12 protein-coding genes and 1 riboswitch are annotated in these 19,878 nt (G+C 72.5%); of the genes, 6 read left to right on the forward strand and 6 right to left on the reverse strand.

The window, feature by feature from the left end; genetic code table 11:
- Window positions 1-25 precede the first annotated feature (25 nt).
- The 4 genes from ACZ4IF_RS32765 to ACZ4IF_RS32780 all read right to left on the reverse strand — a co-directional run bounded on the left by ACZ4IF_RS32765 (window position 26) and on the right by ACZ4IF_RS32780 (window position 6,343).
- Window positions 26-1,168 carry a hypothetical protein gene (locus tag ACZ4IF_RS32765; protein ID WP_467569432.1) on the reverse strand — a complete coding sequence of 381 codons (1,143 nt, stop codon included), beginning with the start codon at window positions 1,166-1,168 and terminating at the stop codon, window positions 26-28.
- A 131-nt stretch (window positions 1,169-1,299) separates the two neighbouring features.
- Window positions 1,300-2,427 carry a VWA domain-containing protein gene (locus tag ACZ4IF_RS32770; protein WP_467569745.1) on the reverse strand — a complete coding sequence of 376 codons (1,128 nt, stop codon included), beginning with the start codon at window positions 2,425-2,427 and terminating at the stop codon, window positions 1,300-1,302.
- A gap of 149 nt (window positions 2,428-2,576) precedes the next feature.
- The gene (locus ACZ4IF_RS32775) at window positions 2,577-5,192 is read right to left on the reverse strand and encodes a DUF5682 family protein (protein WP_467569435.1); all 2,616 of its coding nucleotides are present in this window, start codon (window positions 5,190-5,192) and stop codon (window positions 2,577-2,579) included.
- The gene (locus tag ACZ4IF_RS32780; protein WP_467569438.1) at window positions 5,189-6,343 is read right to left on the reverse strand and encodes an ATP-binding protein; all 1,155 of its coding nucleotides are present in this window, start codon (window positions 6,341-6,343) and stop codon (window positions 5,189-5,191) included. Before ACZ4IF_RS32780 ends, ACZ4IF_RS32775 begins: the two co-directional genes overlap by 4 nt.
- A gap of 133 nt (window positions 6,344-6,476) precedes the next feature.
- On the opposite strand from ACZ4IF_RS32780, the gene ACZ4IF_RS32785 reads away from it, so the two are divergent.
- Window positions 6,477-7,841, forward strand: a complete 1,365-nt coding sequence (locus tag ACZ4IF_RS32785; protein ID WP_467569441.1) for an SWIM zinc finger family protein — start codon at window positions 6,477-6,479, stop codon at window positions 7,839-7,841.
- Window positions 7,842-7,902: 61 nt separating this feature from the next.
- Window positions 7,903-9,525 carry a DUF5691 domain-containing protein gene (locus tag ACZ4IF_RS32790; protein WP_467569444.1) on the forward strand — a complete coding sequence of 541 codons (1,623 nt, stop codon included), beginning with the start codon at window positions 7,903-7,905 and terminating at the stop codon, window positions 9,523-9,525.
- A gap of 850 nt (window positions 9,526-10,375) precedes the next feature.
- Here ACZ4IF_RS32790 and ACZ4IF_RS32795 read toward each other — a convergent pair.
- The gene (locus ACZ4IF_RS32795; protein ID WP_359494128.1) at window positions 10,376-10,792 is read right to left on the reverse strand and encodes a cobalamin B12-binding domain-containing protein; all 417 of its coding nucleotides are present in this window, start codon (window positions 10,790-10,792) and stop codon (window positions 10,376-10,378) included.
- Between the two features lie 641 nt (window positions 10,793-11,433).
- On the opposite strand from ACZ4IF_RS32795, the gene ACZ4IF_RS32800 reads away from it, so the two are divergent.
- Both ACZ4IF_RS32800 and ACZ4IF_RS32805 read left to right on the forward strand, forming a co-directional pair.
- Complete coding sequence (locus ACZ4IF_RS32800) at window positions 11,434-12,294, forward strand: esterase/lipase family protein (protein WP_467569447.1); 861 nt, start codon at window positions 11,434-11,436, stop codon at window positions 12,292-12,294.
- Window positions 12,295-12,627: 333 nt separating this feature from the next.
- Window positions 12,628-14,223, forward strand: a complete 1,596-nt coding sequence (locus ACZ4IF_RS32805; protein ID WP_467569450.1) for a M23 family metallopeptidase — start codon at window positions 12,628-12,630, stop codon at window positions 14,221-14,223.
- A gap of 189 nt (window positions 14,224-14,412) precedes the next feature.
- On the opposite strand, the gene pcrA is transcribed toward ACZ4IF_RS32805, so the two are convergent.
- Window positions 14,413-16,863: a DNA helicase PcrA gene (gene pcrA / locus ACZ4IF_RS32810; protein ID WP_467569452.1), complete on the reverse strand. Its 2,451-nt coding sequence runs from the start codon at window positions 16,861-16,863 to the stop codon at window positions 14,413-14,415.
- 549 nt (window positions 16,864-17,412) lie between these two features.
- Window positions 17,413-17,584: riboswitch (cyclic di-AMP (ydaO/yuaA leader) on the forward strand.
- 8 nt (window positions 17,585-17,592) lie between these two features.
- Between pcrA and ACZ4IF_RS32815 the strand changes: the two genes are divergently transcribed.
- Both ACZ4IF_RS32815 and ACZ4IF_RS32820 read left to right on the forward strand, forming a co-directional pair.
- Complete coding sequence (locus ACZ4IF_RS32815; RefSeq protein WP_467569454.1) at window positions 17,593-18,771, forward strand: C40 family peptidase; 1,179 nt, start codon at window positions 17,593-17,595, stop codon at window positions 18,769-18,771.
- Window positions 18,772-18,881: 110 nt separating this feature from the next.
- Window positions 18,882-19,844, forward strand: coding sequence for a tellurite resistance/C4-dicarboxylate transporter family protein (locus ACZ4IF_RS32820; RefSeq protein ID WP_467569456.1), 963 nt, complete (start codon window positions 18,882-18,884; stop codon window positions 19,842-19,844).
- Window positions 19,845-19,878 lie beyond the last annotated feature (34 nt).

Below are 19,878 nucleotides of genomic sequence, written 5' to 3' on the forward strand. Positions count from 1 at the left end.
AGCGGGGAGGGGAGGGGAAGGCTGCCTAGCCGGGGAAAACGGGAATGTCCCGGTACCTGTCCCGGGTCTCGGCCGCGGTCACGACCGCGGAGGCGCCGGGCACGAGCCGCAGCGGTGCCCCGTGGACGGGGGTGATGGCGTGCGGATCGCCGTGCCGCGGCGCGCCGTTGTCGACCGCGGAACGGTCGATCAGCGCACCGGTCGTGTCGTCCGCGGGCGCCTGACGCGCGGGTGACTGCACCGCCGGTACGCCGTCGTGGGCGCGGCGCACCGCACCCGCCCAGGCGTCCGCGCCGTGCGCGCCGGGGCCGAACACCGGGGCGGTGGACGGCGTGTGCTGGCGTCGCGTCGCGTGCTGCCCGGCCGTGGCGGGCCGGCGGCTCTGGGCCGCCCCGTCATGAGCGGGCGGCACGGAGCCGGCCGGCAGGGGCTGCGCACCCGTGGGCGGCAGCGCGGGCAGATCCGGCAGCCCTGGAAGCACCGGTACGGACGGGAGTGCGTCCGGCGGGGTCTCGGGCAGTCCTCCGGTGACCGTCTCCACCAGGTCACCGACCGGCCGCACGACCGCACCGGTGGCGGGCCGCACGAGATCGTCGACCGGCTGGACGACGTGCCGGACGGTGTCGGTGACGGTGTCGGTCACGTGCGTGACCACCCCGGCGACGGGGGCGAGAGCGCCGTCGACGGCGGGGGCGGGACGGCCCGCCCGGGTGCCGTGCGACGCGGGTGTCCCAGATGCCGTCTGCGCGGCCCGTGTTCCGTCCGTCGTACGTGTCGCGGGCGCGGGCACTGCCGTGGCGGGCGCGGGCGCCGTCTCGGCCGTTGACTTGGCCTCGGCCGTGGACTCGGACCGGGTCAAGGACTTGGCCCGGCCTTCGTCCGGGACGGTGACCGCCGGCTCGGAGGCTCCCTCGGATGCGCGGGCCGCTTCCGGTCCGGACCCCGGGGTACGGGGCGCCAGCACGTCGTGCACCGTGTCCGCCGTCGACCGGACGACGCCCGCCGCCGGCCCGGGCACTGTCCCGTCGGCGGCCTGGGCGCGCTCTCCGCAGAGAAGGGCGACGGCGAACAATCCACCCATCAGCAGTGCCAGTTGCAGCGCACGCCGCCCAGCCGCCTCACGCGTCACGCGCGAAGCGGCACCGGACAGCACGGCTGACAGGGGCAAGAGGGGGAGGATCCTCCCGTACGAAGGGAAAGAAGGTGGCACTGGGCCGCGTCGATCCTTGCACGGGACTCCCGAGGTTGCGCAAGTCCCCTGTTACCGATGGGTACTCATGTCCGGATTTTCCATTCCGCTCACCTGGTGTCCGGTATCGGCAGTGGTCGCTTCTCGATCGCGGCCGCCATGACCTCGGGGAACAGGTCGGGGGTGCAGGCGAACGCCGGTGCGTCGAGCGCCGCGAGCGCCGCCGCGTGCTCGCGGTCGTACGCGGGTGCCCCTTCGTCGGACAGCGCGAGCAGCGTCACGAACTGCACTCCCGACGCCTTCATCGCCGCGACCCGCTTCAGCATCTCGTTGCGTATGCCGCCCTCGTAGAGGTCGCTGATGAGGACGACCACCGTGTCTGCGGGCCTGGTGATCCGGGACTGGCAGTACGCGAGGGCCCTGTTGATGTCCGTACCGCCACCGAGCTGCGTTCCGAAGAGGACGTCCACCGGGTCGTCGAGCTGGTCGGTGAGGTCGACGACGGCGGTGTCGAAGACGACGAGGCGGGTGGCGATGGACCTCATGGACGCGAGGACGGCCCCGAACACGGAGGCGTACACGACGGAGGCCGCCATCGAGCCCGACTGGTCGATGCAGAGGATGACCTCCTTCTTCACGGACTGCGAGGCGCGGCCGTACCCGATGAGCCGCTCGGGCACGATCGTGCGGTACTCGGGCAGATAGTGCTTGAGGTTGGCCGCGATCGTGCGGTTCCAGTCGATGTCGTGGTGACGCGGTCTGCTGATCCGGGCGCTGCGGTCGAGAGCTCCGGTGAGGGTCGCCCGCGTACGGGTGGCGAGCCGCTTCTCCAGATCCTGGACCACCTTGCGCACGACGGCCCGTGCCGTCTCCTTGGTCGTCTCCGGCATGGCCTTGTTCAGCGAGAGGAGGGTGCCCACCAGGTGCACGTCGGCCTCCACCGCCTCCAGCATCTCGGGCTCCAGCAGCAGCGTGGAGAGCCCGAGCCGGTCGATGGCGTCGCGCTGCATGACCTGCACGACGGAGGACGGGAAGTACGTCCGGATGTCGCCGAGCCAGCGCGCGACCGACGGCGCGGACGCTCCGAGCCCCGCCGAACGCGACCGCCCCGACTGCGCCTGGTTCCCCTTCCCGTACAGCGCGGCGAGCGCTCCGTCCATCGCCGCGTCCTGCCCGGCGAGCGCGCATCCGGTGCCGTCCGCCTCGTCGCCCCCGAGCACGAGCCGCCAGCGCCGCATCCGCTCACCGGCCGCGTCGGTCACCGCGGGCGGACCGGGGGTGACGGAGGTGCCGGGTGCGGGGGTGTCGCCGGTGGGGGTGGTGGTGCCAGGTGTGCCGGGCGTGATGATCGGCGTGCCGGGCGTGCCGGGCGTGTTCAACGGTGCGGTCATCGGGCCGCCTCCACAAGGTCGTCCAGGTCGGTCACGTCATCGGATTCGTCCAGCCCGAGCAGCAGGCTCAGCACCGGCAGCACGGCGTCCGCGCGCCCGATGTCGAGGCCGGGCGCGAACCCGGGCATCCCGGAGGCGGTGGCCTCGGTGCTCCCCGCCGCACGCGGGCCGCGCCGGAGCAGTTCGCCCAGCGTTCTGCGCACTCCGGCCTCGTACGCCGAGAACGTCCTTCGCAGCAGCGGCAGTACATCGGTGAACGCCTCCGCCGGCACGCCGGTCAGCCACGCGTCCACCAGCCCGAGCAGCCGCTCGTCGTGCACGAGCAGCATCCCGCCCCCGGAGCCGCCTCCGACGAAGCCCTCGATCCACGCGGCCGCGTCCCCGGGGTCCGTCCCCGGCGACAGCACCAGCCCCATCAGCCGGGCGGCCTCGTCCTGCGCCAACTCCCCGTCGTCCAGGAGCAGTCGCACGGTCCGCCCCCGGACCACTCCCGGGACCGTGTCGCGGGCGGTCAGCACCCGCAGCACGGAGTGCCAGCGGTGGCGTATGCCGACGGACGGGTCAGCCCGGTCGGAGGACGGGGAGCCGCCGGACGGCGTGGAACCGCCGGAGGACGGGGAGCCGCCGGACGGCGTGGAACCGCCGGAGGACGGGGAGCCGGAGGGGGACGGGGAGCCGGCCTGTGACGTCGTGAGCGTCTCCGCCAGGAGCCCCACCGCGCCGTGCACCGCGTCCACATGCCGCCGCATCTCCTCGGCGGCCTCCGCATCGAGGGAAGCGCAGGCCGGCGGCAGTCCGACGAAGATCCGCTCGGCGAGACCCTCGGCCACGCCGGCGAGGGCGTGGGTGTCCGTACCCCGCACGTCGCCGTACCGCAGGGAGCGGACGAGGGCGGGCAGTGCCTGTGCGAGATGGCCGACGTCCGCGTCGAGAGCGGCCCGGTCGGCGAGGACCCGCATCACGACGGGCAGCGCTTCGGGCAGTTCGGCGAGGAGGCAGCGCTCGGAGAGCGCCGTGACGTCCGCCAGCGAAGGCGCCGAGACGGCATCCGCCTCGGCTCGGGCGGTGGCGGCGGCCAGTACCGTCGTGCCCCACACGCCGGCCTCGGCGACCCGTACGGACAGCTCCGGTTCCCAGCGCAGCCGCCAGGTCTCCCGGAACGTGCCGGTGCTGCCGCGCGACGCCGTGGGCTCACCCCAGGCCACGCCCAGGAGCCGCAGACGGTGCAGCAGTCTGCTGCGCCCGGCGTCGGTCTCCTTGCGCAGGTCCAGCTCCAACTCCCGCTCCAACGCCTCCGGTTTCATCCGCAGCCGCCGCTGGAGTCGTGCCAGGTCGCGCTGCAACGGCACGGCGGGCGCCGATTCCGGCACCTCCCCGAGCACGTCGCCGACCACCAGCCGGTCCCGCACGAGCGACAGCGGGACGTCCGAGCCCTCGCACATCACGGCCCGTACCGCATCGGTGGTCTCGGTGAGGCCCGGCAGGGGGCGGCCACGCATCGCGGCGAGCGTGTCGGCCAGCCGCACCGCCTCGATCACGTGGGCGGAGGAAACCCCTTGGTCCTCCTCGCGCAGCAGCCGGGCCACCTTGGTCATCCACCGCTCGACCGGGCGGTCCGGGGCGCTGAACAGATGCCCGTACCAGCCCGGGGAGTCGATGCCCGCGCCGTACCCGCTGACGCGGGAGAGCCGACGGTGCGTCCACGGCACCCAGGTCAGGTCTGGCTTGACCTTGGGCAGACCCTTGAGCAGCGCCCGGTCGGCACCGACCGTGGTCCTGCGGCGCAGCTCGGGCACGTGCCAGGCGCCGCACACGACGGCCACGTCGTCCCCGCACTCGCGCTGGGCGGCCCGGATCTGCAGTCGCATGTACGCCTCGCGCACCAGGTCCCGGTCGTGCCCGCCGACCCCGTACGCCTCCCGGAGCGCGCCCATCGCCTCTTCGAGCACGGCGAACGGAGCGAACGGGTCTCCCTGCGCGCCCGCCCGGTGCTCGACGACGTCCTCCCACCAGCGCTCGGGGTCGTCATAGCCCGCGGTCTCGGCGAGGACGGCCAAAGGGTCGATCCGTACGGCCGCCTCGGTCATCTCTGCCGCGGGGGACGACTCCTCGTTGCGGTCCTGCCGCTCACCGTCGCCCCTGCGCTCCTCCTCGCCGCTCTGCTTCTCCCCTTTTTCCTCCCCCTCTTCCTGCTCCCCCTCTGTCTGCTCCTCTTTTCTCTCTTCCTGCTGCTCCTCTTCCTTCTCCTGCCGAGCGTCCCCGTCTCCCCATGCCAGCGTGTGGGCTGCCGGGAGGTCGATGAAGCGGGCCGGGACCCCGTGGTCCAGCGCCCATCGGATCGCCACCCACTCCGGTGAGAACTCGGCCAGCGGCCAGAAGGCCGAGCGGCCGGGCTCGTCCACGACATGGGCCAGGAGGGCGACCGGGGGCCGCATGTCCTCGTCGGCCGCGAGCGGGACGAGCGCGTCCGCCTCCGGGGGCCCCTCGATCAGCACGACCCTGGGTGCCGCCGCGTCCAGCGCGGCGCGCACGGCTCGCGCGGAACCGGGTCCGTGGTGCCGCACGCCGAGCAGCAGCGGCCCACGCTCCCGGTCGCTCCGGGCTCCGCTCATGCGCTCACCTCGCGGCAGGCCCGGTAGAAGTCCTTCCAGCCGTCCCTCTCCCGGACGACCGCCTCCAGATACTCCTGCCAGATCACACGGTCGGCCGCCGGGTCCCGGACGACGGCGCCGAGGATGCCGGCCGCGACGTCGCCCGCCCGCAGGACGCCGTCCCCGAAGTGGGCGGCCAGAGCGAGGCCGTTGGTGACGACGGAGATCGCCTCGGCGGTGGACAGCGTGCCGCTGGGCGACTTCAGCTTCGTGCGCCCGTCGGCCGTGACCCCGTCGCGCAGCTCGCGGAAGACGGTGACGACGCGACGGATCTCGTCGATGCCGTCGGGCACGGCGGGCAGGTCGAGGGAGCGGCCGATCTGCTCGACACGGCGCGAGACGATGTCGACCTCGGCGTCGGCGCTCTCCGGCAGCGGCAGCACCACCGTGTTGAACCGGCGGCGCAGCGCGCTCGACAGTTCATTGACCCCGCGGTCGCGGTCGTTGGCCGTGGCGATCAGGTTGAATCCGCGGACCGCCTGCACCTCCTGGCCCAGCTCCGGGATGGGCAGGATCTTCTCGGACAGGATCGTGATCAACGTGTCCTGCACGTCGGCGGGGATGCGGGTCAGCTCCTCCACGCGGGCCGTCATGCCCTCGGCCATGGCCCGCATGACCGGGCTGGGCACGAGAGCGTCGCGGCTCGGGCCGTGCGCGAGCAGCTGCGCGTAGTTCCAGCCGTACCGGATCGCTTCCTCCGGCGTGCCCGCCGTGCCCTGGACGAGTAGCGTCGAGTCTCCGCTGACGGCGGCGGCCAGGTGCTCGGACACCCAGGTCTTGGCCGTGCCCGGCACGCCGAGCAGGAGCAGTGCGCGGTCGGTGGCGAGCGTGGTGACGGCGACCTCGACGATACGGCGCGGCCCCACGTACTTCGGTGTGATCACCGTGCCGTCCGGCAGGGTGCCGCCCAGCAGATAGGTCGCCACGGCCCACGGCGACAGCCGCCAACGGGCCGGGCGCGGGCGGTCGTCCTGCGCGGCCAGCGCGTCGAGTTCGGCCGCGAAGGCGTGCTCGGCGTGCGGTCGCAGCGCCTCGGCCGCCCCCTCGACGGTGGCTCCCGCGAACTCTTCCGCGGGCGCCTCGGCGGACGTCGGTTCAACGGACACGGACATGGCTCGGTCCCCCTCCAGCTCGGCCGGTTCGGATCTGGCTCCACCGTGCACCACGGCACTGACAATGCGCCCTGACCTGCACAAACGGCTTCGCGAGGGCCGATTGTCAGTGGCGGGACCTACCTTCGATGGCATGACACAGCAGGGGGTGCGCTGGACGGCGGATCAGGTGCTGGCACTGGCGCCTGACGCCGCGTCACGCAAGGCGGGAAGCAAACTCGGCGCGGCCGGGCCGTGGTCCGAGGCGGGCAGTTCTGACGAGGGGACCGTGTGGGGACTGTGCAAGGGAAGTGGCAGCAAGCCGTATCAGACGGTCGTCGACATCGCGGACTCCACCGGGCCCGCCTACAAGTGCAGTTGTCCGAGCCGGAAGTTCCCGTGCAAGCACGCGCTGGGGCTGCTGCTGCTCTGGGCCGGCGGCGACGGCACGGTGCCGCATGCGCGGGTACCGGACTGGGCCGAGCAGTGGATAGAAGGACGAAGAGCACGCTCGGAGAAGAAGAAGAAGAAGAGGACGGCGGGCGGGGCATCTGGAGCGTCCTCGGCAGGTGATCCGGAAGCGGCGCGGCGCAGGGCGGAGCGGCGCGCCGAGCGGATCACGGCCGGTGCGGCCGAGTTGGAGCAGCGGCTCGCCGACCTGCTGCGCGGCGGCCTCGCCACGGCCGAGCAGGCGGGATACGGGATGTGGGAGGAGACGGCGGCCCGCATGGTCGACGCGCAGGCGCCCGGCCTGGCCGCGCGGGTACGGGAGTTGGGGGCGATCCCGTCGTCCGGGCCAGGCTGGCCCGTTCGCCTGCTGGAGGAGTGCGCGCTGCTGCACCTCCTCGATCAGGGCTGGCTGCGACGCGAACTGTTGCCGGACGGCCTGGCCGCGACGGTTCGTTCGCGGGTCGGCCTGTCCGGCTCGGCGGACGGTCGGCCGGCACGGGACCGCTGGCTGGTCCTGGCGCAGTACGACACGTCGGACGCCCGGCTCACGACGCGCAGGATCTGGCTGTACGGCGCGGAGTCCGGGCGTGCGGCCCTGCTCCTCTCTTATGGGGCGGCCGGCCGCGCACCCGAACTGGCGCTGCCCGTGGGGCTGGCCTTCGAGGCGGAGGTGTCCGCCTATCCGGGTGCCGGTCAGCTGCGGGCCGCGCTCGGCGAGCAGTTCACGCCTCCGGCGCCCGCGGCGATACGGCCGCCGGGCACGAACACCCTTCAGGCCGTCGAGCGCTACGGCGAGGCGCTGCGGGCCGACCCGTGGCTGGACTCGTACCCGGTCACCCTCGACCGGGTCGTGCCCACCCCCGACGGCGACACCTGGCAACTGGCGGACGCGGACGGGGACTTGGCACTGCCTCTTACTCCGTCCTCCCGTTCCCGTCCCGATCTCTGGCGTCTGGTCGCGCTCTCCGGCGGCGCGCCGGTCACGGTCTTCGGCGAGTGCGGCCACCGCGGCTTCACCCCGCTGACGGCCTGGCCGGAGGGCCCAGGGGACGCGGTGCCCCTGTGCTGACGGCGCGGCCGGCCGGCACCACCCGCACGGGCCACACCCCATCCGTACGGAAAGGACGCTCATGAAAACGACCTCGGCCCCGGAGGGCGCGCCCGACGGCGGCTCCTGGGAGGAGCTCGTCACCGTGGCGCTGCTCGGCACGGAGCGGCGTACGCCTCCGGGACTGCGGCCCGGCCGGGAGGCACCGGTGGCATTGCTGGACGCCGCCGCAGTGGAGACGCTGCGGCGGCGGGCCGGCGTCCGCCCCGCGCGAGCCGCGAAGCGACCGGAGCCGGCGGCGCGGGATCCCCGGCCGTCGCTGCCGCCCGCGGCGGCCCGCAGGCTGGCGATGCTGCTCGCGGACCGGCCGGGCACGGGAGGCGGGGGCCGCAGAGGGACGGCGCCGGACCTGATGGAGCTGCTGCCCCAGTGGCTCCAACTGGCCAACGCGCGCGGCTTCGCGGCACCCCCTCAGGCGTTGCCCGCGCTCCTCGACGCGGCCCGCGGCCGCACGGATCTGCGGCCGGCCGCCCTGGCCTTCGCGGGACCACGGGCGGTGTGGCTGGCGCGGCTGAACCCGGAGTGGCGGTTCGCGCTGCGCTCCGCACCGGGCGGCGGTGCCGCGCTGCCGAGCCCGGAGGAGACCGAGCAGGTCGAGCGGTTGTGGCAGGAGGGCCTGTTCGCGGAGCGGGTCGCGCTGCTCGCCGCCGTACGCGCCCATGATCCGGACGCCGCAAGGGAGTTGCTGACCACGACGTGGGCGACGGAGCGGGCGGAGGACCGGCTGATGTTCCTCGATTCGCTGCGGTCCGGGCTGTGCCCGCCCGACGAGCCCTTCCTGGAACGGGCGCTGGCGGACCGCAGCCGCAACGTACGGGCGACGGCCGCGGAGCTCCTGTCCGCGCTGCCCGATTCCGCGCTCGCGGCCCGGATGGCGGCACGAGCCGGTTCGTGCGTGGCCGTGGACCGTACGCGGGGCACGCCCACGATCGTCGTCGAGGCTCCGCACGAGTGCGACGCCGGCATGGAGCGGGACGGAGTGACGCCGAAGCCGCCCACCGGTCGGGGTGAACGGTCGTGGTGGCTGGGCCAGTTGGTCGAGGCGGCCCCGTTGCGGGTCTGGCGGGAGCGGCTCGGGGGCCGCACGCCGGAGGAGATCGTGGCGTTGCCCGTGGCGGACGACTGGCAGGGCGAGCTGCACGCCGCCTGGTGCCGGGCGGCGGTGCGCCAGCGTGATCCCGGATGGTCCAGGGCGCTGCTGGGCGCGCCGGCCGCGCCGGAGGCCGGGGGGCCGGGGGCGGTCTCCCTGGCCGAGCGCTCGAAGCTGCTCGCCACGCTCGGCTCCGCGGAGCGCGCGGAGTGGGTGGCGGGGTTCATCGGGACGCACGGGCTGTCGGAGGCGTTCCAGCTGCTGGGGGTGTGCGCGGTGCCGTGGGCGGGTCCCCTGGGGCGGGCGGTGGTGGACGCGCTCAACATCGCGCGGGACGCCGGCAGCTATCCGTGGAGCTTCAGCGGGGTGATGGGGCTCGCGGAGCGGTGTCTGGACCCGGTGGAGGCGGGGCGGCTCGAAGGGCTCGCCTCCGTGCCCGACGAGTCGGAGAACGCGGCGCCGGGAGCCGGCAGCTATTGGGCCGAGGCGTTCCAGCGCCTTGTCACCACGTTGCGGTTGCGCGCGGCGATGGCCTCCGAGCTCGGGGTTCCGTGAGGGACCTCGCCCCGTCGGCCCACCGTGAGGGGCCGCGACCGACCGGACCCACTTCGGCAGCGGCTCGCCACCGGGCCCCTGTCGGGGAGCCTCGCCCGTGCCACACCTGCGGCCTCACCCCACCGGCCCACGTCGGGGAACTCACCCAGCCCGGCCCACCGCGACGGCCTCGCACCACCCGACCCACGTCGGGGAACTCACCCAGCCCGGCCCACCGCGACGGCCTCGCACCACCCGACCCGCATCGGGGGGCTCACCCAGACAGCCCAACTCGAGGGCGGCACCTGAACGGGCGCACGGGGAACGGCGCCCGGCCCACGTCGGCGGCACCACCCCACCTGGCCCACCGACTCCCGGTCCGGCCCACCCCTGAAGCAGGCCGGGACCCGACCCGCACCCGTATGGCTGACGCGCACCCGCACGCGCGCCCGTGGTCGGCGCCACCGGTCACCCCGATCGCGCACATCGCCAGCCCCGGCCCGTGGATTCCCTAGGCCCCAGGCCCCATGACCCCTGGCCCCTGGCCCCCGGGCCCCGGCCCCCGGCCCCCGGCCCCCGGCCCCCGGCCCCCGGCCAGCAACGAGCCCCGTGCGCCGTGCGCACGGGGCTCGCCCCGGAAGCCGTAGCCGGACAGGCTGCACCGCGGTCGGTCGGCGGCTCGGGCGAACGCCACGGACCGCCTCGCCGCGCTGGACCAGACGGCGCCGGGCCTGGCTCAATCTGCCCGAGGGCGACCACCGAGCGTCACACCCAGGCCGGTCACCCGGCAGACCGTCCGGCACCGCAAGCAGCCCACAGGCAGCAACAGGCGGCCCCGAGCCGCATCCCGGCCGAGGACGACCGCGGAGCGTCACGCCTCCGCCGGCTGCCTCACGTTGGCCCGCACCCAGTCCACGATCGACGCGGTCGTCGCGCCGGGGGTGAAGATCTCCGCGACGCCCTTCTCCTTGAGCGGGGCGATGTCCGCCTCGGGGATGATGCCGCCGCCGAAGACCTTGATGTCCTCCGCGTCGCGCTGCCTCAGGAGCTCGATCACGGCCGCGAAGAGCGTGTTGTGGGCACCGGAGAGGATGGAGAGGCCGATCGCGTCGGCGTCCTCCTGGATCGCGGTGTCGACGATCTGCTCAGGGGTCTGATGGAGCCCGGTGTAGATGACCTCCATACCGGCGTCGCGCAGCGCCCGCGCGATCACCTTGGCCCCGCGATCGTGGCCGTCGAGCCCCGGCTTTGCCACGACCACGCGGATCGGACCGGCTGCCACACCCATCACTGCCTCCATGAACCGACTACATCAACCTGCACCGACACCGATTGTGACTGCCGACACATGGCCACCGACTACTGACTATTCACACATATCGCAGAATCTGCCGCTCACCACACCGGATGTGCCTCGCAGCCCGGGCGCCCCGGGGCCTACGGCCGGGTAAGTGAACGAACGTTATCGCCAGCATCCCGCACCCGGCAGTTTCGCGGTGGAGACCGAGGGGGAAATCACACACTGGGACAAGTTCGCCGCGCATCGCTCCGAATCCGGCGGCACCAGCGCCGCATGGACGTGCGGCACACAGGCCTCGGCCGGAGCCCTGCGCACAGGAGAGCCGCACAGGTGGCCTCGCCACCACGGCGTCAGCGGGACACCGTGGCGATGAGGGCACCGGGGACGGTCCGACAGCAAGGAGCCACGCCGGTACGAGAACCACGGGACGACGAGGACGGCTCCACGACACCGCCGCAGGGTCGCACCGACGGCGAGGAGTCCAATCACTTCCCCCGGCAGGGCGCCACGTAGCGTCACGGTGCACGGTGCACCGCGCACGCGCCGTCGGTCACCGCCGCCACCACGGCTCTCCATGAGGGCACACGGGGGACAGAGCGGTCCTGCCGCGTGCCGACTGGAGGTCGGCCATGAAGGTCACCAGGGCAGCGACGCCCTTTCTCCCCCTCTGTCAGCTTCTGCTTCCGAGCAGACTGGCCGGGCTTTCAGTGACCCTCCTGAAAGCGACGGCTCTGGAGATCGCGATCCTCGCCGGTCACCTCCTCCTCTACCCTTCCGGCATCGTCCAGGAGCGCCGCTCCGCTCCCGCGCTGCCCTCAGCCGAAACGGCACAGCTCCCCACCGGGGCCAAGCCCCCGGTCGTCCTGCTGCACGGCTTCATCGACAACCGCTCCGTCTTCGTCCTGCTGCGCCGCAACCTCGCCCAGCACGGCCGGCAGCACGTGGAGTCCCTCAACTACTCGCCGCTGACGTGCGACATCCGCACCGCCGCGGAACTGCTCGGCCGGCACATCGAGGAGATCTGCGAGCGCACGGGCCATCCGCAGGTGGACATCGTCGGGCACAGTCTCGGCGGCCTGATCGCGCGGTACTACGCGCAGTGCCTCGGCGGCGACGCCCACGTCCGCACCCTCGTCACGCTCGGCACCCCACACTCGGGCACCCGGGTCGCCCCGCTGATGAACGCGCACCCGATCGTGCGTCAGATGCGCCCCGGCTCCGAGGTGATCGAGGAACTGGCCATGCCCGCACCGGGCTGCCGGACCCAGTTCGTCAGCTTCTGGAGCGATCTGGACCATCTGATGGACCCGCTGGAGTCGGCCTGCGTCGACCACTCCGACCTGCTCGCGCACAACGTCCGCGTGAGCGGCGTCGGCCATCTCGCCCTGCCGGTGCACCCGGCCGTGGCGACCGGCATACGGCAGGCGCTCGACATGGAGGAGGCCGACATCCGGACGGCCACCCGGGCGGGAGGTCTGACGGTCGCCTGACGACGGCGGTGGTCGCGCGGCGGTGGGCGCTCGCGTGACCGCCGCCGGCGTTCGCGCGACGGCCGTCCGAGGCGCTCGTCGCCCTCGCTTCACGGTCGCCGGCACCCGGAGAACGGCTCCACGACACCCGTCGGAGAGCCCGCCGACACCCCTGGCGCTTCGAACATTCATCGAACACCAGGCCAAAGTCGTGCCCGCACTCCCCCGAAACACGGCCGAATGCCCGTTTCCCGAGAACGGGAAACCTGACGAAGATTGTCGCGCCCGCGTACCGCCGGGTACAGTCGCCGCACTGCTCTGCCAGCCCCTGTTGTCGAGGCGAAAGAGAAGTTGGTGAACGACCGTCACCCGTCGGGGACCGTGACTCCCCCGGCTCCGGCCTCCGATGCCGCCTCGGCGCTCCATGCGTCGTACGGCGCACAGGAAGCCCAGTACGGCGACTTCACCACGTACGACGCCTACGCCGCCCATGGTTACGACGCGGGTGCCGGCGCGACTGGTTCCTATGCCACCGCGACCTTCGAGGCCGACCCCCTCTTCGGGGACATGTCGGGCCAGGGCACGGGGTCCTACGACGCCACGCAGTGGAGCACCGGCAGCCACCAGACACTGAACTACGACCCGTACGCGGCGCAGCATCAGGCGGCCTACGACACCGGCAGCTACGAGACGACGGCATGGGCGTCCGGCTACCAGCAACTGGCCGACATCCCCGCGCAGCACCCGAGCCCGGAGGCGTCGGGACAGTGGGACGCCAATGCCTGGCTCCAGCCGGACCCGTCGGTCGACCACTCCCAGCAGTGGAGTGCGCCGGCCCAGGAGACGGGGGCGTACGACGCCACCCAGTGGAACACCGCCGGCGGTCACGACCCGTACGAGGCGTACGAGTATCCGCAGCAGGACGCGTACGAGCAGCCGCTCGCCCAGCAGGAGACGTACGAGCAGCCGCACGGCCATGCCGAGGCGTACGAGCAGCCCGAGACGCACGCGTCCGTGCCCTTCGACCAGCAGGCGACCGCCACCTTCGAGCACGTCTCGTACGACCAACACATCGACGGGGACGACGAGTTCGAGTCCTTCACCGACGACGTGGACGCATCGGCCGACGACGACGGTGACTACGGGGCCCCGCTGCTCGACGACATGGAGGAGGTCGTCCCGACCCCCCGTGCCGCCTCGCGCTCGGGCTCCCGCTCCCGTCGCCGCAGCCCCGCGAAACGTTCCGCTCTGCTGACCGTCGCCGTTCCCTCGGCCTGCGTGATGGGCGTCGCCGGCATCGCCGCCGCCTCCGTGGGCAACCTCGGCGGGGACGAAGGCAAGGACACCACGGCGAGCGCCCCGGACCCCACGGCCGTGAAGCCGTCCACCGCCAACAACAAGCTGGACAGCCAGCTCCAGAGTCTGTCCGCGGGCGCGGACGACTTCGCCGACCGGGCCAGCCGCACGCAGGAACGTATCGACCTCAAGGCCCAGCAGGCGGCCGACAAGAAGAGGGCGGCGGAGGAAGCGGCCCGCAAGGAGCGGCTGCGCCCCAAGTTCGCCATCCCGGTGGCCCAGAAGGGCCTCAGCGCCTACTTCGGCCAGGCGGGCATCAACTGGATGTCCGTACACACGGGCATCGACTTCCCGGTCTCGTACGGCACGCCGGTGATGGCCGCGACCGACGGAACCGTCCGCACGCAGTGGAACAGCGCGTACGGGAACATGATGATCGTCACCGCGAAGGACGGCACGGAGACGTGGTACTGCCACCTCTCCACGTACAAGGTCGCCTCCGGCACCGCCGTGAAGGCCGGCGACCAGATCGCCTTCTCCGGGAACTCCGGCAACTCGACCGGTCCGCACCTGCACTTCGAGGTCCGTCCGGCCGGCGGTTCGGCGATCGACCCGCTGCCGTGGCTGCGCAGCCACGGACTGGACCCGACGTAACGTCCCCGGGCCCACGCCACTGTCCCGGCCCCACAACACCCTTGTCCCGGGCCCACCTTCGCTCTCACGAGCCCCGGCCCGCTTCCCCGAGGCGCGGCCACGACGCCGTACGCCGGCGTAGCCGCTCTCTCTCGGGTGTCCCGACCGGGACCGCGGGCCTGTCGAGCGACAGGCCCCTCGGGCTCCGGGCTACAGCTTCTCCACCGGCGCGTACCGCAGCAGCAGCCGCTTCGGCTTCGCCTCGCCGAAGTCGATCGTCGCCTCGGCGTTCGCGCCCGTCCCCTTCACACCGACGACGGTGCCGAGGCCGAACTGGTCGTGCGTGACCCGGTCCCCGACGGCCAGCGAGACCACCGGCTTCTCCGAGATCCCACGCCGCGTCGCGAACCCGGACGCGCCCGAGGCCGCGGACCGCGAACGCGAGGACGACAGCGAGGCGGCGATCCCCGACGCCGGACCGGAGGACACGGGAGCCGTCGCTCCGGTGCGCTTCCAGTCCAGATGGGTGGCCGGGATCTCCTCCAGGAACCGGGACGGCGGGTTGTACGAGGGCTGGCCCCATGCGCTGCGCATCGACGACCGCGTGAGGTAGAGCCGCTCCCGCGCGCGCGTGATGCCGACGTAGGCCAGGCGCCGCTCCTCCTCCAGCTCCTTGACCTGTCCCAGTGCGCGCATGTGCGGGAAGACGCCGTCCTCCATGCCGGTCAGGAAGACCACGGGGAATTCGAGGCCCTTGGCGGTGTGCAGGGTCATCAGGGTGATGACGCCGTTGCCGTCCTCCTCGTCCGGGATCTGGTCGGAGTCGGCGACGAGCGCGACCCGCTCCAGGAACTCGGAGAGGCCTCCCGCGGCCTCGCCCTCGCCGGACTCCTGCTCGAACTCCAGGGCCACGGCGGCGAGTTCCTGGAGGTTCTCGATCCGGGTCTCGTCCTGCGGGTCGGTCGAGGCCTGCAACTCGGCGAGGTAGCCGGTGCGTTCGAGGACCGCCTCCAGGACGGTGGCCGGGCCTGCGCCCGACTCGACGATCGTCCTGAGATCCTCCATCAGCGTGTTGAACCGCTTGACCGCGTTCGTCGAGCGGGCCGCCATCCCGTACGCCTCGTCCACGCGGCGCAGCGCCTGCGGGAAGCTGATCTTCTCGCGCTGCGACAGCGCGTCGATCATCGCTTCGGCGCGCTCGCCGATGCCGCGCTTGGGAACGTTCAGGATGCGGCGCAGCGGGACCGAGTCCTCGGGGTTGGACAGCACCCTGAGGTACGCGAGGACGTCCCGGACCTCCTTGCGCTCGTAGAAGCGGACGCCGCCGACGACCTTGTAGGGCAGGCCGACGCGGATGAAGACCTCTTCGAAGACACGGGACTGCGCGTTGGTGCGGTAGAAGACGGCGACGTCGCCCGCCTTGGCCTCGCCCGCATCGGTGAGACGGTCTATCTCGTCGGCGACGAACTGGGCCTCGTCGTGCTCCGTGTCGGCCACGTAGCCGGTGATGTTGGAACCGGCGCCCGCGTTGGTCCACAGGTTCTTCGGGCGCCGTGATTCGTTGCGCTCGATGACGGCGTTGGCCGCGGAGAGGATCGTCTGGGTGGAGCGGTAGTTCTGTTCGAGCAGGATCGTCGTCGCGTCCGTGTAGTCCTCCTCGAACTGGAGGATGTTGCGGATGGTCGCGCCGCGGAAGGCGTAGATCGACTGGTCGGCGTCACCCACGACGCACAGCTCGCCGGGGTCGCTGTCGGCCGGCCCCACCAGCTCCCTGACCAGGGCGTACTGCGCGTGGTTGGTGTCCTGGTACTCGTCGACCATGACGTGGCGGAAGCGGCGGCGGTAGTGCTCGGCGACGTCCGGGAAGGCGCGCAGCAGATTGACCGTCGTCATGATCAGGTCGTCGAAGTCGAGCGCGTTGGCCTCGCGGAGGCGCGACTGGTAGAGCGCGTAGGCCTGGGCGAGGGTCTTCTCGAAGCCGTCGGCGGCCTGGTTCGCGAAGTCCTCCTCGTCGATCAGCTCGTTCTTCAGGTTCGAGATCTTGGCGCTGAAGGACTTCGGCGGGAAGCGCTTGGGGTCGAGGTCCAGGTCGCGGCAGACCAGGGCCATCAGACGCTTGCTGTCGGCGGCGTCGTAGATCGAGAAGGACGACGTGAAGCCGAGCTTCTTGCTCTCGCGGCGCAGGATGCGGACGCAGGCGCTGTGGAAGGTCATCACCCACATCGCGTTGGCGCGCGGGCCGACGAGCTGCTCGACGCGCTCCTTCATCTCGCCCGCGGCCTTGTTCGTGAAGGTGATCGCGAGGATCTGGCCGGGGTGGACGTGCCGCTCGGCCAGCAGATGGGCGATCCGGTGGGTGAGCACGCGGGTCTTGCCCGAGCCCGCGCCGGCCACGATGAGCAGTGGGGAGCCGGAGTGGACGACGGCGGCGCGCTGATTCTCGTTCAGCCCGTCGAGCAGCGTCGCCGGGTCGACGGCAGGGCGGTGCGCGCCGTCGCGGTAGTACGCGTCCCGGGCCGGGGGCAGGTCGAAGCGGCCGCCGAACAGGTCGTCCGGAATGGGCTCCGGCGCCTCGTCCTCGGGCGGCGGCGGGGGCTCTTCCTCGTGGGCCCCGGAGGGCTTGAGGTCCGCCAGGAAGCTGTCGTCAAAGAGGCTGCTCATCGCTCTCCGAGTCTAGGCCGCCCCACCGACAACCGGCCGCCGCCCCGGAAAGTCCGCCCCGATCGGGGTGCCCGTCCGTCTCCGCGGTGCCCCAGGGAAGCCGATGATCTTCCCGGGCCGGCCTCCGCGAGCCCGGCCCCTCCCCGGCCCGCTCCCGGGCCCGCCGGCCCCATTCCCCGCCCGCGCCCGGCTCGTGAGTCCCTCGCGCCGCCCGCGTGGCTCCGTCAGCCCCGTGCACCGCCCACCTGGACTCCGCGAGTCCCGTGCGCTGCCCGGCCCCGGCCCGCGAAGGCCCCTCCCCGCCGCCTCCACCGTGACTGACATCACCTTCAGAACCCTCGCGGTGCGTGCTGCCCCCCTACCGAGAGCCCCTTCGCCTCCGTCACCCTCCAGAGCCTCCGGGCCACGATCGGTGAGAGCGACGCTTTTCATGGCCAAGGTCACGAAAATGTATCGGGCATATCGCACATCAACCTTCACAGCAGCCACACGAATTGGCTAGCGTGCCGCACAGGCCGCTCGACCCCCACCGGCGAACGTCGCCGGGCCGTGCGGCCTCCGCCGAATTCGGCCTGCCCTCGCGGCGGCCGGAACCGGGGACCCACCGACCTTGGGGTGAATCGGTCCAACTGCCTTGTGGGGCAAGGACCGTAGGGCAAACCTTCCGGATGCACCCGCCCGAACCCGACAGCTAACTCGGTAGGCGGATGACGGAAGGAGTCGCCTCTCTTGGCGTCGCACCGCAAATGGCGTCCCGCGGGTTCGCGTATGGCAGGCATACGTACCCCCGCTCTCGCGACGGCCGCCCTCACCTCCGTGGCCCTGCTCTCCCAGACGGCGAACGCGTCCCCCTCCGCCGAGCCCAAGCCGAGCCTCGAAGAAGTCGAGAAGAAGGTCAACGACCTCTACCACCAGGCCGAGACGGCCACCGAGAAGTACAACGCGACGAGGGAGAAGACGGCCAAGCAGCAGGAGCGCGTCGACGCCCTGCGCGACGACGTCGCCAAGCGCACCGAGAAGCTCAACTCGGCGCGTGAGGAACTGGGTTCGTTCGCGGCCGCGCAGTACCGCACCGGGGCCGCCGCTCCCGACACCGCGACCCTCCTGCTCGCCGACGACCCGCAGGACTACTTCGACCAGACCCAGCTGATGAACCGTCTCACCACCCGCCAGAAGGCGGCCGTAGACGACTACATCACCGAGCAGGCCGCCACCACGAAGAAGCGCACGGAGGCCGCCAAGAGCCTGGAGACGCTGTCCTCCTCGCAGGACGCGCTCAAGAAGTCCAAGGCTGACGTCCAGAGCAAGCTCACCGAGGCGCGTGACCTGCTCTCGAAGCTGACCGCGGAGGAGAAGGCCCGGCTCGCCGCGATCGAGAAGAAGAAGCAGGAGGAGGCCGCGCGCAAGGCGGCGGAACTGGCGAAACAGCAGGCCGCGGCCGAGGCTGCGCAGAAGGCGGCCGCGCAGGAGTCGTCGTCCGGCGACACCAGCACGGGCTCCACCGGCTCCACCGGCTCCACCGGCTCGACGACCACGGGCTCGTCGTCCACGGCGAAGGCGGACAAGGCGGTCGCCTTCGCCCGCACCCAGATCGGCAAGCCGTACGTGTGGGGCGCCACCGGACCGGACTCGTACGACTGCTCGGGCCTCACGCAGGCCGCCTGGAAGGCCGCCGGGGTCTCGCTCCCGCGCGTCACCTACGACCAGGTGAACGCGGGCACGACCGTCTCCCTCTCCGACGCGCAGCCGGGTGACCTGGTGTTCTTCTACGACGACATCAGCCACGTCGGCCTCTACATCGGCAACGGCATGATGATCCACGCGCCGAAGCCGGGCGCGTACGTGCGCGAGGAGTCGATCTACTACGACGGCACGTCGGCGATCCACAGCGTGGTGCGCCCGGCGTAGGCCGTCCCGCGGACGGCGCTCCGTGGCGGGCACACGCGCGTGGGGCCTATCGGGCGCCCCGCGCGCGTGCCCCACGGGCAACGCGCCCGTCGGTCCATAGCATCGTCCGCATGCCAGCCTTCTCCCAGCTCCGGGCCTGGTGGGCGGAGCACCCGCCCGCCGCCGGTGCCGCCGTGATGGCCACGGGCATCGTCTCGGTCGGGCTGTACATGGCCGACCACGAGACGCTGTCCCGTGTCGCGCTGGTCCTGGCCTGCGTAGCCTGGGTCGGGCTCGCCGCGGACTTCGTCCTGCGGCTGCTGCGGGAACGGCCGCGCTGGGTGGGAGAGGCATACACGCCGGCCGGGCTCACCGCCGTCGCGGCCACCACCGTGCTCGGGACACGCCTGACCGCCCTGGGACGGCAGGTCGCCGCCGAGGCCCTGCTCGCCCTGTCGGCCGTGCTCTGGCCCGTGCTGCTGTGGTGCGTCGTACGGCACTGGAAGCACCGGATGCCGGGAGGCGTGTTCCTCGTCTGCGTGGCCACGCAGGGGCTCGCCGTGCTGGCCGCCACGCTCGCCGCGGCCGTCGGCCCGGAGTGGCTCGCGCATGCCGCGCTGGTGCTGTTCTGGCTCGGTCTCGCGCTGTACGGGGTGGCGTACGCGCACTTCGACATCCGCGAGGTGGCGTGGGGGGCCGGGGACCAGTGGGTGGCGGGCGGCGCGCTCGCCATCTCGGCACTGGCCGGGGCCAAGCTCGTCGCGGCCCACCACGTGAACCCGTACCTGTGGAACGACGACGACCAGAGCGTCCTGCGCACCGTGACCGTCGCCGTGCTGATCCTCGCGGTCGTCTGGTACTGCGTCCTCGTCGTCTCGGAGCTGATCTGGCAGCGCCCGCGCTACGACGTACGACGCTGGGCGACGGTCTTCCCGATGGGGATGACCGCGGTGGCCACCCTGACCGTGTCGTCCGCGCTCGGCCACCCCTGGCTCAGGGGATGGGGGGACGCGCTGCTGTGGATCGCGGTGGCGGCGTGGCTGGCCGCCGCGGTGGGCGCCGCCCGGTCCGCGGCGGCGTTCGAGCGGGTGTGAGCGGACGGCCGACGCCCCTCTGCCGCGCCCAGGC

Source organism: Streptomyces sp. NPDC025784 (assembly GCF_055558435.1).